Origin of the sequence: Streptomyces sp. NPDC005303, from assembly GCF_040607335.1 — a bacterium.
Taxonomy (GTDB): Bacteria; Actinomycetota; Actinomycetes; order Streptomycetales; family Streptomycetaceae; genus Streptomyces.
In genome coordinates this window covers 50,234-63,357 of the sequence record NZ_JBEXGM010000020.1, presented here as the reverse complement: position 1 = coordinate 63,357, position 13,124 = coordinate 50,234, and the positions used below count along the sequence as shown (strand labels likewise).

15 protein-coding genes are annotated in these 13,124 nt (G+C 70.8%); 8 read left to right on the top strand and 7 right to left on the bottom strand.

The window, feature by feature from the left end; genetic code table 11:
* Window positions 1–52: 52 nt before the first annotated feature.
* Window positions 53–259 carry a hypothetical protein gene (locus tag ABZT93_RS25715; protein ID WP_356108898.1) on the bottom strand — a complete coding sequence of 69 codons (207 nt, stop codon included), beginning with the start codon at window positions 257–259 and terminating at the stop codon, window positions 53–55.
* Between the two features lie 90 nt (window positions 260–349).
* Between ABZT93_RS25715 and ABZT93_RS25710 the strand changes: the two genes are divergently transcribed.
* Window positions 350–1,696, top strand: coding sequence for a helix-turn-helix transcriptional regulator (locus ABZT93_RS25710; RefSeq protein ID WP_356108657.1), 1,347 nt, complete (start codon window positions 350–352; stop codon window positions 1,694–1,696).
* A 759-nt stretch (window positions 1,697–2,455) separates the two neighbouring features.
* On the top strand, window positions 2,456–3,154 hold the full coding sequence (locus ABZT93_RS25705; RefSeq protein WP_356108652.1) for an ANTAR domain-containing protein: 699 nt from the start codon (window positions 2,456–2,458) through the stop codon (window positions 3,152–3,154).
* A gap of 58 nt (window positions 3,155–3,212) precedes the next feature.
* Here the strand turns inward: ABZT93_RS25705 and ABZT93_RS25700 are convergent, their stop codons facing one another.
* On the bottom strand, window positions 3,213–4,010 hold the full coding sequence (locus tag ABZT93_RS25700) for a hypothetical protein (protein WP_356108650.1): 798 nt from the start codon (window positions 4,008–4,010) through the stop codon (window positions 3,213–3,215).
* A 54-nt stretch (window positions 4,011–4,064) separates the two neighbouring features.
* Window positions 4,065–4,616 carry a helix-turn-helix domain-containing protein gene (locus ABZT93_RS25695; RefSeq protein WP_356108886.1) on the bottom strand — a complete coding sequence of 184 codons (552 nt, stop codon included), beginning with the start codon at window positions 4,614–4,616 and terminating at the stop codon, window positions 4,065–4,067.
* A 115-nt stretch (window positions 4,617–4,731) separates the two neighbouring features.
* Between ABZT93_RS25695 and ABZT93_RS25690 the strand changes: the two genes are divergently transcribed.
* Window positions 4,732–5,631, top strand: coding sequence for a DMT family transporter (locus ABZT93_RS25690; RefSeq protein ID WP_356108882.1), 900 nt, complete (start codon window positions 4,732–4,734; stop codon window positions 5,629–5,631).
* Between the two features lie 278 nt (window positions 5,632–5,909).
* On the opposite strand, the gene ABZT93_RS25685 is transcribed toward ABZT93_RS25690, so the two are convergent.
* The 3 genes from ABZT93_RS25685 to ABZT93_RS25675 form a co-directional block, all read right to left on the bottom strand.
* Window positions 5,910–6,311 carry a hypothetical protein gene (locus ABZT93_RS25685; protein ID WP_356108648.1) on the bottom strand — a complete coding sequence of 134 codons (402 nt, stop codon included), beginning with the start codon at window positions 6,309–6,311 and terminating at the stop codon, window positions 5,910–5,912.
* Between the two features lie 105 nt (window positions 6,312–6,416).
* Entirely contained in the window at window positions 6,417–6,743 is a 327-nt protein-coding gene (locus ABZT93_RS25680) for a GYD domain-containing protein (protein ID WP_356108646.1), read from the bottom strand.
* A gap of 311 nt (window positions 6,744–7,054) precedes the next feature.
* Window positions 7,055–7,348: a hypothetical protein gene (locus ABZT93_RS25675; protein ID WP_356108644.1), complete on the bottom strand. Its 294-nt coding sequence runs from the start codon at window positions 7,346–7,348 to the stop codon at window positions 7,055–7,057.
* 431 nt (window positions 7,349–7,779) lie between these two features.
* Between ABZT93_RS25675 and ABZT93_RS25670 the strand changes: the two genes are divergently transcribed.
* From ABZT93_RS25670 to ABZT93_RS25650, 5 genes are all read left to right on the top strand, one after another.
* Window positions 7,780–7,968, top strand: coding sequence for a hypothetical protein (locus ABZT93_RS25670; RefSeq protein WP_356108642.1), 189 nt, complete (start codon window positions 7,780–7,782; stop codon window positions 7,966–7,968).
* Window positions 7,969–8,067: 99 nt separating this feature from the next.
* On the top strand, window positions 8,068–9,294 hold the full coding sequence (gene thrS, locus ABZT93_RS25665; RefSeq protein ID WP_356108880.1) for a threonine--tRNA ligase: 1,227 nt from the start codon (window positions 8,068–8,070) through the stop codon (window positions 9,292–9,294).
* Window positions 9,295–9,332: 38 nt separating this feature from the next.
* A complete protein-coding gene (locus ABZT93_RS25660) occupies window positions 9,333–10,295 on the top strand; it encodes a nucleoside hydrolase (protein WP_356108640.1) in 963 nt (320 codons plus the stop codon).
* A 154-nt stretch (window positions 10,296–10,449) separates the two neighbouring features.
* Window positions 10,450–11,442: a helix-turn-helix domain-containing protein gene (locus ABZT93_RS25655; RefSeq protein WP_356108638.1), complete on the top strand. Its 993-nt coding sequence runs from the start codon at window positions 10,450–10,452 to the stop codon at window positions 11,440–11,442.
* Window positions 11,443–11,534: 92 nt separating this feature from the next.
* On the top strand, window positions 11,535–12,026 hold the full coding sequence (locus ABZT93_RS25650; RefSeq protein WP_356108637.1) for a hypothetical protein: 492 nt from the start codon (window positions 11,535–11,537) through the stop codon (window positions 12,024–12,026).
* Here ABZT93_RS25650 and ABZT93_RS25645 read toward each other — a convergent pair.
* A complete protein-coding gene (locus tag ABZT93_RS25645; RefSeq protein WP_356108636.1) occupies window positions 12,013–13,104 on the bottom strand; it encodes a HoxN/HupN/NixA family nickel/cobalt transporter in 1,092 nt (363 codons plus the stop codon). The two genes, ABZT93_RS25650 and ABZT93_RS25645, sit on opposite strands and share 14 nt — an antisense overlap.
* Window positions 13,105–13,124 lie beyond the last annotated feature (20 nt).

Below are 13,124 nucleotides of genomic sequence, written 5' to 3'. Positions count from 1 at the left end.
CGGCGGCAAGGACATGATGCCCGGTCCGGAGACCGACCGAGTCGGCGAAGGCTCAGTCCGAGGTGTGCCCGGCCGCGTGCTGCAGCTGGGCGACCTGCTCGGCCGGGGGTGGTCCCGCCGCCTTCGCCGGCCCCGCGTTGGCAGCCAGGACCAGTGTGGCCACGGCCACGACCGCGGCGGCGAAACCCCTGGCGTAGCGCGCGGTGGTGCTGGTGCGTTCGAGCACGGCGACCTCGCAGCGGTGGCGGTGAGTACCCATGGCGGTGACGGCGTATTAAGCAGGGTTAATACGCCGTTTAACCTAGGGGCTGCGGGAGCCGAACGGCAAGAGGGGCTTGGGGAGTTGGCCATGTCGGAGCGGGACGACCCGGGCGTCATCGGGCGACGGGTGCAGCAGTTGCGGGTGGACCGCGGGCTGACCCAGAAACAGCTGGCCGAACCGGCCTACACGCCGGCCTACATCTCAACCCTGGAGTCCGGGCGGGTGCGGCCCTCCGACGACGCGCTCCGGCATCTCGCCGACCGCCTCGGGGTCGGCTTCGAGGAACTGGCGACCGGCCGTCCGGCCCGTCTCGTCACCGATCTGCGGCTCCGCCTCACCGAGGCCCAGCGCACCCTCGCCACCGGCGAGGCCGAGGAGTCCGCCACGCAGTACGCCGCTCTGCTCACCGAGGCCGACGCGCTCGACCTCGCCGAGGTGCGGGCCGCCGCCCTGCTCGGGCTCGGGGAGTGCGCCGTGGAGACGGGCGAACTCGGCGCCGCCCGCCAGTACTTCGAGCGGGCCGAACAGGCCGTCGGCGTCGACGCGCCCCTGCCGGCCCGCGTCCCCGCCCTGCGCGGACGCGCCGTGGCCCACTACCTGACCGGCGAACTCCGCTACTCCGTCTACCTGTTGGAATCCACCATCGACGAGCTCAACCGCGGTGGCCTCCACGATCCGGACGCCCTGCTCCTCCTCTACGCGAGCGTCATCGGTCCCTACATGGACATGGGCGCCCACGCGCGCGCCGCCCAGGCCGCCGAACTCGCCCTCGCCCTCGCCCCGCAGTCCGGCGACCTCGCCCTCGTCGCCCGGATGCACCGCTCCGTCGCCCGCACCCTGCTCGCCGAGGGCCGCCTCGCCGAGGCCGACGCCTCCCTCGCCAAGGCCGCCGAACTGTACCGGCGGCTCCAACTCCGTACGGAACTCGCCAACTGCCACTGGATGCGCGGATACGTCTACGCCCAGAACGGCGAACTGGAGCGTGCCGAGGCCGAGTTGAGGCAGGCGCTCGCCATGCTCTCCGCCAAGCGGGCCGCTCTGTACTCCAGCCAGGCCGCCGTCGAACTCGCCGACGTGCTGCACCGGCGCGGCAAGTCCGAGGAGGCCGCCGCGCTTCTCCACGACGTGCTCAGCGACCTCAGCTCCGAGCGCGGCGCCCTGCACTCCGCCGCCGCCCACCGCCTCCTCGGGATCATCGCCGAGGACGCCCGGGACACCGAGGCCGCCGAGGAGCACTACGTCCGCGCCCTGAGCCTCCTGGAGCGGGCCGGTGCCGCCGGTGACCTGGCCGACCTGTGCCGGCTGCTGGGCGATCTGCTCCGCCGTACCGGAAGGGTCGAGGCGGCGCTCGACGCGTACCGCACCGGCCTCGGACACCGTACGGCCCCCGGCACCACCACCCTCGGACCGGCGCCCGCACAGCCCCCTCTGTGAGGCGTACCAGGGCCGGTCGGCCTGCCCGGGAACATCGCCCGGACCGCCGTCACCGCCCCCGCCCCCGTCCTCCCCCGGGGTGCCGGGGCGGCCACCGTCTCCGTCAGTGGACGGCGGCCGCCCCGGTGGGGACGCGCGCCCTGTCGCACGCGGTCCTCCCGGAAGGTCCCCGGCCCGCTCGGGACGGCGGGAGGCGCCCCGGTCGGCGTCGCGGAACAGGGACGTGGAGCACGGCACGGCTCAGGTCTGGCGGGGAGAGGGACGGGTGGGGGCGCACGGGCGGCTCCGGCACGGTTCGACGCTGTGCGGCCGCTCCCTGACCGTCACGTAGGACCGTAATGAATGGGTGTGCTCTCTGTGAAGGGCGCAGGAGAGGACTCGTGCACCGGGGTCTCCACGGGCGGTTTCGCCCAGTGGACGAGGGGTAGCCGGGCGGTGCCCCTGGGCGGTGCGCCACGAGCGGCGCCCCCCGCTCCCGGTGAGCCTGCTCGGGGGCCGTTGACGGACAGCCCCGCTCTGGCGAAGGAGGCGGTGACCGTGCGGCGCCGACCGGGACACGAGCCACAACGCGAAGGTCTGGTCGGACGGGAGCGGGACCGCGGCGGCGGGCGTGGGTGTGGGGCCGTTCGGAACCGGGAGGAAGCCGGCCACGACCACGAAGCCGAACCCGCTCGCGACGCCCGCCCCAGCGACGAAACCCCTCACGGCAACGAAAGCGAGCCGGGCCACGAACCCGCCCCCCAGCCCCCGCAGGACCACGTGCGGGTCTCCGATGTGATCGCGGCGGGGGTGCGGGGCGCCGAGCCCGCGGAGATCCCCGGCAGGCTGTGTGTCGCCGCTTGCGAGCTGCTGCCGGTGGCCGGTGCGAGCGTGTCGCTGCGCAGCGACGGCATGCCCGTTCAGCTCAGCGCCAGCAGTGACCGGGCCGCTCGACTGTCGGACATGCAGGCCACCCTGGGAGACGGCCCCTGCACGGCCGCCGCGGCGACCGGCGCCGCCGTGTCGGCCACCGATCTGACGGCCGGCCGGGACGCCGGCCGCTGGCCGGTCTTCGCCCAGCAGGCCACCGCCGCCGGGATACGGGCGGTGTACTCGATGCCGCTCGGGAACGACACCGTGTGCGTGGGCACCCTCGACCTCTACCGCGACGTCCCCGGCGAGCTCACCCGGCGTGAACTGCGCGTCGCCGAGCTCGTGGCCGGTGCCATGACGGTGGCACTGATGGCCCTGCCCCGGGGGGCGGAGAACGGCCCCGACGGCGACGACCCCTGGCTCAGTGGCCTGGCCACCGCGCACGACGAGGTGTACCAGGCCGTCGGCATGATCATGGTGCAGCTCGGCGTCGATTCGGACGAGGCCCTGGCCCGGCTGCGTGCGCACGCCTTCGCGCACGGCCGCACCGCGCTCGAGGTGGCGCACGACGTGGTCCGGCACCGGAAGCGGTTCGACCGGGACTGACCGCTCACCGACCGCTCAGTGACCGGTCGTCCCCCGCTATCGGCTGCTCATCGACCGCTCACACCTGCACCCGCCCCTGCCTCCGCACCTCCGTCAGCCGCTCGGCACCCAGCTGTACGGCCGCCTGCGTGGCCTGCGTCAGTACCTCACCGAAGCCCCCGTTCGTCACACTGATCGCATCCTGTCCCACGCGGAGCGCCGCGACGTCCAGCGTGAGCGTCATCGGCTCGCGGCCCGGCGACTGCCCGGTCAGCAGCACCCGCAGCCCCTGCCGGGCGTCCCCCGCGTCCGGCAACGGCATCTCGGTGACCTGTACTCCCAGCACGGCCCCTGTGGTCGTGGTGGCGGCGAACTGCGCGCACTTGCCGGGAAGGCTCCGCAGCCAGGCCAGCGTCTTGTCGATCTCCGCCGACGGACGCCCGAGCACCTGATACCGCATCTGCGCCTGGTTCCACATGTCGTCCATCCCGACGACCGCACGGGGCTCGACACCGGCCCCGAACAACTCGTCCGCGTACAGCGCGTCCAGCAGCCGCTGACAGTCCTGCCGGTCGGCCTTCGCCTTCAGCACCTCGTCGTGCCAGGTGGCCACCCCCTGGGTCGGCGTCCAGGGCTCACCGAGGTCCGCGTCGGTGACCAGCGCGGCCTGCGCCATGGCCTCGGTGAGGCCCGAGGACGCGGCGGAGGACGACCTGGGAGACGCCTTGGCAGAGGGCGGAGGCGCGCTGCTGGGCGGCGTGATCGGCGGCTTGGGAGCGGTGGGGGGAGTGGAGAGCGCGGAACAGGCGGTGGCGGCGAGGAGCCCGGAGACGGCGAGAGCGGAGGCGACGGCGCGGGCGGCGCGGGGCGGGGTCATGGTTCAAGTGATCACCGTGTTCACGGAGGTCACCAGCGGTCTGGGCCGTACGGGTTACCGGGTGTGTCGAGCGTCTCCGCCGCCCTCCACCACCCTCATCGCCTGCTCGCAGGCCTGCCCGATCGGATCTTCGAAGACGCGCAGCCCGTGGGCGACCAGTGCGCCCTCGTGCAGCAGCATGAGCGTGCGGCCCCCTCCGGGGGCCAGGTCGGTGAAGAGGCGGAGCATCCACTGCTTCTGGCCGATGATGACGGCGTACGCCGGGTGGGCGGGATCGCTGATCTCGGCGTGGGCGTTGACCATGCCGCACCCCTTGGGACTGTTGTCGTCCATCCACTCGCGGGAGGCCTCGAAGACCGCGCGGACCCGGTCGGCGGCTCCCGGCCCCGCCGCCTCCAGCCGCTCCGTGACGTACGTCCGCCAGCGCTCGTCCCGGTCGGCGAGGTACTCCACGACGATCTGCTCCTTGGAGCCGAACCGGTCGTAGAGCGTCTTCTTCGTCACCCCGGCCTCGGCGGCGATCAGGTCCACGCCGACCGCGTGGATGCCGCGCTCGTAGAACAGCCGGGACGCCGCCGCGAGGGCGCGTCGCGCGCCCGGAGTCATGCTGATCCGCCGGCCCCCGTGTGTTTGGTCTCCCACCCACACCACTATACCGATCTGTATAGTCGGCGGGGCCAAGGTCATATACAGATCTGTTTAGTTTCGGGTGGTGACCTCAATGAACGTCCTGCTCTCCGCCGCCTTCGTCGTGTGCTGGAGCTCGGGATTCGTCGGCGCCAAGCTGGGCACGCAGGATGCCGGTGCGATGACCCTCCTGATGTGGCGGTTCCTGCCGCTGTCGGCGGTCCTCGCCGTGTTCGCCGTCCACCGGGGCCGCGCCCGATGGCGTGGTCTCGCGCCCCGCGACATCGCACGGCAGGTCCTGATCGGCCTGCTCTCCCAGAGCGGCTACCTGCTCACCGTCTACTACGCCATCCAGCTCGGTGTCTCCAGCGGTACGACGGCCCTGATCGACGGCACCCAGCCGCTGGTGGCGGGAGCGCTCGCCGGCCCCCTGCTGCGCGAGTACGTCTCGGCCCGGCAGTGGCTGGGCCTGTGCCTGGGCCTCGGCGGAGTCGTCCTGGTCACCACGGCCGACGCCGCCTCGACGACGGGCGTGGCCTGGTGGACCTACCTCGTCCCGTTCGCCGGGATGCTCTCGCTGGTCGCGGCCACCTTTCTCGAACGGCGCTCCCGCACCCCGGCGACCCCGGCCGTGTCGATGACCGTCCACTGCGCCACCAGCGCGGTCGTCTTCACGGCAGCCGCCGTGGCGACCGGCACGGCGACCCCGCCCACGACCGGATCCTTCTGGCTGGCGACGATCTGGCTCGTGACCCTCTCCACCTTCGGCGGCTACGGCCTGTACTGGCTCGTCCTCCAGCGCTCCGGAGTCACCGAGGTCAACACCCTCATGTTCCTCATGGCCCCCGTCACCGCCGTCTGGGGCGCCCTGATGTTCGGCGAGCCCTTCACCGTCCAGACCGCGGCGGGCCTGGCGGTCGGCCTCGCGGCGGTGGCCGTGGTACGCGGAGCGAGCTCTCGGACGGGGGAGGCGGAGGCTGCCCGGACCCGCTGACGGGCCCCGGAGACACCGCTACTCGGCGGGGACGCCGCTGTGACCTCCACAGCACGTTGTCGCCGCCGTGCTCGCGCACACGGAATGCTGTCACCCGGCGCCGCGGTTCGCCCCACGCGGGCCGTCCCTGACTGATCGCACTGGATCGCCAAAACTGCGGCCTGGCGCTTGGAAGGCGCTTGGTCGGTAAGGGAGAGGAAATCGCCTGAACTGCGTACTTCCGTTTGCGCTATTGGCTGGGGAGCTCGCTCCGACACGCATTCGACGAGGCGGCGTCGTTACCAGTCGCGCCACTGGTCCGTGAGTTCGTAGCGCCCCAAGCCGTGTCGTGCGGTCAGGGCAACGACATCGACTCCCTGCTCGGTGAAGGCTTCGTCGATGTAGTGGCACAGTTGCTCACGTTCGTCGGTGTCGTAAGCGGCACCGTCGTGCTCGTCGTTGACGGCGTTCAGGGCCAGGACAACACGCTGAACCGCAGCGAAGACGCGCTCATCGGCAGCATCTTGGAGTGCTGAGACCTCGGCTTCGAACGCGTCCAGGACGCTGTCGGTTCTGGTGATCAGTTGCTCTGGGAACAGCTGTGCCATACACGCACAATCGGGATCCAACGTGCCGGCAGCCAGCTCGCGCTGCTCCTTCTCTATGCCCTTGCGCCAACCTGTCGTGGGTCGTTCGCTCATGGGCGGAACGTACAGCCGGCCACTGACGACGCTGCTCGGTGATGGCACACAGCCGCCAAGGCTCTCTGAGGGACCAGCTGTACACAGATAGTCCACAGTTCACCGTTACGCGCCAGGAGCCCGGTACTGGATTCGCTCGGCTTTGCGCAAGGCATCCATCGTTTCATCGATGGTCAGGAGAACGCTCGTCTCAAACGAGCTAAGCGCGCCGCCCCCACTGATCGCCAGCGCAACGGCGGCCATGGACACGTTATCGGGAGCCTCCCACAGGTTGTAGCCGTCGTTCGTGCCGAAGGCATACCAGAAGCCATGGAGCTTCCCGCCGACGGACTCGATGTACGACTGAGCAGCCTTTGCACGGTCCTCGGGATGGCCGATCAGCCTCGCCCAAGTCTCCGGCGTGTAGCTGAACCTCGATAGATAGAGCGGCATCGTGCCTCCGTTTCGTTTCATCAAGAGATGTCCCCGCTGAGCGGGAGAGGCGCCGGAGGGGCCCGCGTATCCCCCGAACAGTCAGAGACGATGACCAGCACGGCCTACAGTCGACGGGTGAGCGGGCCGTGGAGGGACTTTGGGTGGGAGGTGCCATGGGCACGGCCGCGATCATGCGAAAAGGCCAGTTCGAGAGGATCAAGCCTCTGAACTGGCCCTTCATCGTGTGCCTCCGCCCCCCGGTTCCTGAGGGGCTTCCAGGGACCGCTACGGGGCGTTGCCGGTTGCTGTGATGCGATACTCCGCTCCTGCTAGGTCACCACGTTGAACGCCTCATAGATCTTAGGTTCGACGTCAGGCATCCCGGCCTCCTGCAGAAGGGGCTTGAGCCTCTCCCCAAAGCTCTGAAACGCTTCTTTGGACTCCCAGACATCCGTTACGAACCAGCCAGCGGGGGTCGGGCCGGCGGCGTGGGAGATCAAGCCGGGCACCGGCCAGTCCGACGGCTTCTTGAGCCCGCCGCGTCCGCCGGTCAGGTTGTTGGTGACCTGCTCGTACTGGGCCTGCGTAGCGCCCGGGTACTCGAGGACGATGATGATCGACACGTTGAAGTCCCGCTCTCGATTGGTTGCTGGGGCTGCTCCCAGCTGACCAGAACACGAACCGAGACGCTCGGGGTACGCGGCCATTCAGAGGTACGGCTACGTGACTGGTGTCCGGGTGGTCAAGCCACAACGTTCCCGGATGGCAGCTCCCCACCTCGACCACGAACGACCTGCGGTCGCCGTCCAGGTTTCCGCCATCCCAGAGTCTGAGCGCCCCCGCCGGAGGCATCGCCTGAGCCCGCTGAGGAGTTCTCGCCCTTGCCCGCACCACGTAGCGCGCCGCTGGGCGCGGCCAGCCGGGGCGAAGACAGAAGGCAGGCCGCGAGAACCGACCGCCCGTCACAACACCAAGTTCGAGCGGATCGCGAGGAACGGGCTCGCTCTTCACGATTCCGTCGAGTGATCGAACGCATCCGCAAGGAGCTGTGACCGTGCCGCACTTCGAGTTCGCCAAGTCCAGCCACAGCAGCGGCAACGGCGAGTGCGTGTACCGGGGCAGTCCCGCCGAAAACCCGTGGCCCCACCCCCACCCCTCCCTCTACCCTCACGTCATGCAGCGTGCCCAAGCCATCGTCATCCCGTCGATCACGACGACGCCGGAGCAGGTCCCGGCGCGCTGACCGCTGACGCAGTCCGAAGCCCCGGGGCGAGTGCCCCGGGGTTTTGTCGTTCCCGTCGGTTCCTCGCCCCCCATCGCGAGGGAGAACCCCATGAACCCCATGAACCCCGTCCACGACCACCGCCGACTCGGCCGTGAGCTCGATCTGTTCGACACCGATCCGCTGATGGGCGCGGGGCTGCCGTACTGGCTGCCCGACGGGGCCGTCGTACGGCATGTCCTGGAGGAGTACGTCAGGGAGGCCGAGCGGGCCGCCGGATACCGGCATGTGTACTCGCCCGTGCTCGGGAAGCGGGAGCTGTACGAGATCTCCGGGCACTGGGACCACTACAGCGAGGACATGTTCCCGCCGATGCGGCTGAGCGGCGGCGAAGAGGTCGTCCTGCGCCCCAGCCTCTGCCCCCACCACGCCCTCATCTATCGGTCACGGTCCCACAGTTACCGTGAACTCCCCTTGCGTCTCGCCGAGTTGGGAGGCATGTACCGCTCCGAACTCTCGGGCGTCCTCGGCGGTCTCACCCGGGTCCGCTCCATCCAGCTCAACGACGCCCACATCTTCTGCACCCCGGAGCAGGCCGTGGCGGAGGCCCGCGCCGCCCTCGACCTCATCCGGCGCGCCTACGACGACCTCGGCATCCGGGCCAGCCGGTACCGTCTCTCCCTCCCGGCGGACGGCGGCAAGTACGTCCCCGACCCGGACCTCTGGCGCCGCGCCACCGCCCTCCTCGAAGAGGTTTTGGACGGCGTCGACCACGAGTCCGTCGAGGGCGAGGCCGCCTTCTACGGCCCCAAGATCGACGTGCAGATCACCGACCCCGCCGGCCGCGAGTCCACCCTCTCCACCGTCCAGATCGACTTCCACCAGCCCGAACGCTTCGACCTCCACTACATCGGCCCCGACGGTGGCAAACACCGCCCGGTGATGGTCCACCGCAGCATCATCGGCAGCGTGGAGCGGGCGGTCGCGCATCTCATCGAGGCGCACGGCGGCGCGTTCCCGGTGTGGCTCGCCCCCGTGCAACTGGTGGTCCTGCCGGTTGCGGAAGGGCAGGAGGAGCGGGCCGTTGATCTCGTACGGCGGGCCGAGGCGCGCGGCATCCGGGCCGAACTGTCCGGCCCCGGCGACGGCACCCTCGGCGCCCGGATCCGCGCCGCGCGCCTCGTGCCGTACCAGGCGGTGATCGGCGAGCGGGAGGCCGACGCCGGCTGTGCGGCCGTACGGCTGCGGGACGGACGGAAGCCGGGAGCTGTGCCCGTCGACGCCCTGGTGGAGCGGATCGCAGCTCGGGCCGGTGATCGCGGGCCCGAACTCTGGGCGGCTGCGTAAGGTCGGTCCCGTACGCCAGTGACGAAAGGACTCCCGCCGTGACCGGTCAGCCCATCCCGGTGATCATCGACTGCGACACCGGTGTCGACGACGCCCTGGCCCTGCTGTTCGCCGTACGGCATCCCGGCATCGACCTGCGCGCGGTCACCTGTGTCGCCGGGAACACCGACGTCGACGGCGTCGTCCGCAACACGCTGACCGTCCTGGAGCAGGCCGGCGCCGGGGACATCCCGGTCGCCCGGGGGGCCGCGCGGCCGTTGATCGAGCCCGTGCGCACCGCGCAGCACGTGCACGGCCTCGATGGCATGGGCGACCTCGGGCTGCCCGCGCCCACCCGGGTGGCGGTGGACGTGGACGCGGTGACGCTGCTCAGGCGGGAGATCCTCGCCTCGCCCACCCCCGTGACGCTCGTCCCGACCGCGCCGCTCACCAACATCGCGCTGCTCCTTCGTACGCATCCCGAAGTGGTGCGGAACATCGAGCAGATCGTGTTCATGGGCGGCGCGGTGGCGACCGGGAACGCCACCCCGGTCGCGGAGTTCAACGTCTGGCACGACCCCGAGGCGGCCGCGATCCTGCTCACCGCCGGGGTGCCGATCACCATGTACGGCCTGGACGTCTTCGAGCGGGTCCTGGTGCCGGCCGCCGACGTCCAGCGGCTGCGCGCGAGTTCGGAACCGTCCCTGCGCATGGCCGGCGAACTCCTCGCCCACCGTGACCCGGCCACCTCCGGCGACCCCACCCCCACGGGCGGTCTCGGCGACGCGGGCGCGGTGTGCGCGGTCGTCGACCCCGAGGGACTGACCACCGAGCTGTTGCCGGTGGAGGTGAGCCTGGCCCCGGGCCCGACCCGCGGTCAGACCGTCGTCGACCGCCGTCCCCGTCCCGGCGAGTCCGAGATCCACGAGGGCGAGCGTGAAGTGACCCTCGTGGACGTGGGGTTGGCGGTGAACGTGGAGCGGTACGTGAAGCTGTGGCTGACCGCGGTGGAGGGGGTCTAGCCACCCGGAGCACCCGCAGCGCCGTCGGGGCAACCGCACCGCCGTGGCACCGGGCGGGGTGACCGAATGCCCCCTTGCCGCGGCATGTGCGGCTGGGTCAGGGTCAGGGGGCACCGCCACCCACCCGATGACCGACCACCATCGGAGACCCCCCATGCTGCGGGTGCACTTCACGACCGACGACATCGCACGCGTGCGTGTGGCCACCGCTCCCGACCCACTCTGGGAGATCACCAACAGCTTCCAGGCGCTGGCCGGGCAGGAGGCGCCCCTGCTGTTCGGCGACTGGCGGCGGCTGGTCCGCTCGCGACTGCGTCCGGCGCACGCGCTGCTCGCCGCGCTGCTGCCACCGCGCGGCTACACCCCGGACTTCCTCACTCCCGAACTGGGCGGCTCCCACGACCTGGAGGGCGCGGTCGACACCGTGCTCCGGACACCCCGTACCGCCCTGCGAAGAGACCTGACCGCGCTCGCGGCCTCCCCGCGCCGCACCCGCCCACTGCCGTCCGAGGTCCGCGCGCTGGCCGACGGCGAGCCCTCGGCGCTGCGCCACCTGGGCGCCGCCCTGCGCGGATACCACCGCTGCGCGCTCGCCCCGTTCTGGCCGCAGGTCCGCGCCCAGGTGGACGCCGACCGGGCGCTCCGTACCCGAGAGGTGCTCAGGGGCGGCACCGACGGGCTGCTGGCGAGCCTCGGTCCGGTACTGCGCTGGCGACCGCCCGTGCTGGAGGCCGACTACCCCGTGGAACGTGAACTGCGGCTCGAAGGACGGGGTCTGCTCCTCCAGCCGTCCCTGTTCTGCCTTCGCAGACCGGTCACGCTCGCCGCTCCCGACCTGCCGCCCGTCCTCGTCTACCCCATCCAGCACTCCCTCGGCTGGGCCCGCCTCCCCAGCCGCCCGGCACCCGGCGGGGAACTCGCCGCCCTCATCGGCCGGACCCGCGCCGCGATCCTGGAGGATGTCGTCCCGGGCCGTACGACCGGCGAACTCGCCCACCGCCTCGGCATCTCCGGCGCGGCCGCCAGCCAGCACACGGCGGTACTGCGCAATGCGGGACTGCTGCTGAGCGTGCGACGCGGCAGACATGTGCTGCACACCATCACGCCGGCGGGCAGTGCCCTGCTCGAAGGGCCGGGCTCCGTTTAAGGCAGAGCTTCAGGGTGTGGCGTGGACCGGCGGGCCGAAGCCAGCCTGTGGGCGCGAAGGAAGCCCATTTTCCACAGGGGGTTCGACACCACATGCGCGACAAACGACGTTCTCTGCTCGCGGGCCTCGGCGCCCTGGGGCTGGCGCTGACGGCCGTGTTCACGGCCGCCCCGGCCGACGCGACCCCGGACAACCGGGACTTCGGCCAGGTCCTGACCATGCCGGCCGCGCCGCCCGCCTCGGCGCTGCCCGCGGGGGCGGCCGCGGAGCCTCCGACCGCCTGGCCGAAGCCCGACAAGATCCTGCACGTGGCGGCGCGTGAGTCCATCACCTGCGCGAGCGGCAACCTGTGCACCGCGACCTACGACGCCACGCGCGGCGACTACGTCGTCTACTACTTCTACTACTGCGACACCTACACCCTGTCCAACTGGGTCGGGACGGGCTCCTACCGCAACTCCCAGACCGGCGGGGCGACCGCCCACTTCTACGGCCAGAACGGCAGCACCGTCACGTCGGTACCGGCGGGCGGCAGCAGCAACTCCTACAACTGGAGCCCCATCTGGTCCCTCAAGAACTGCTGACGCCCCACCGCTGCTCCACTTTCGCGAGCCGCCAGTAGGCGATCGCCGCCGCCCACACCACCACGAACAGCCCGACGATGACGTAGCCGACGTTGTCGAGGTCGATGTCGGCGATCCAGGTGGTGAGGGCGTCGGTGAGGTCGAACTTGTCGTGCAGGACACCGACGAGCTCGATCGTGCCGATGAAGAAGGCGACCGCGATGGACAGCCCGGTGATGGCGAGGTTGTAGAAGACCTTGCGGACGGGGTTGGAGAAGGCCCACTGGTAGGCGAAGTTCATGAAGGTGCCGTCGAGGGTGTCGAACAGGCTCATGCCGGCGGCGAAGAGCAGCGGCAGGCAGAGGATGGCGTACCAGGGCAGCCCGGCGGCCGCACCCGACCCGGCCATCACCATCAGCGTGACCTCGGTGGCCGTGTCGAAGCCGAGCCCGAACAGGAAGCCCAGCGGATACATCTGCCCGGGCCGGGTGATGGACTTGGTGAGCCGCCCGAGGATCCGGTTCATGAAGCCCCTGGAATCCAGGTGCTGTTCCAGCTCCTTCTCGTCGTACGATCCCGCCCGCATCGACCGGAAGACCTTCAGGATGCCCAGCAGGGCGACCAGGTTGAGGGCGGCGATGAGGTAGAGGAACGTCCCGGAGATCGTCGTACCGAGGAAACCCAGGACCTGGTGGGTGCCGGACCCCTCGTTCATGACCTTGCCGGCGAGCTGGGTGCCGCCCGCGATGAGCGCGGCGAGCAGGACCACGACGCTGGAGTGCCCGAGCGCGAACCAGAACCCCACCGACACCGGCCGCTTGCCGTCGGCCATCAGCTTGCGGGTGGTGTTGTCGATCGCGGCGATGTGGTCCGCGTCGAAGGCGTGCCGCATGCCTAGGGTGTAGGCGGTGATGCCGAGGCCGATACCGAACGCCTTGTCGCCGACCTCGTAGTGCGCCGGGACGACGAGCAGGAACAGGATGCCGAAGGCGAGGACGTGCAGCGCGGCTATGGCGGCCATCAGGCCGACCGTCTTGACGGTGTCCTCGCGGCGCCAGCGGAACGTGGCGGAGACCTCGGGCAGGGCAGGATCAGTCATACGGTGGTCACTCCAGCACC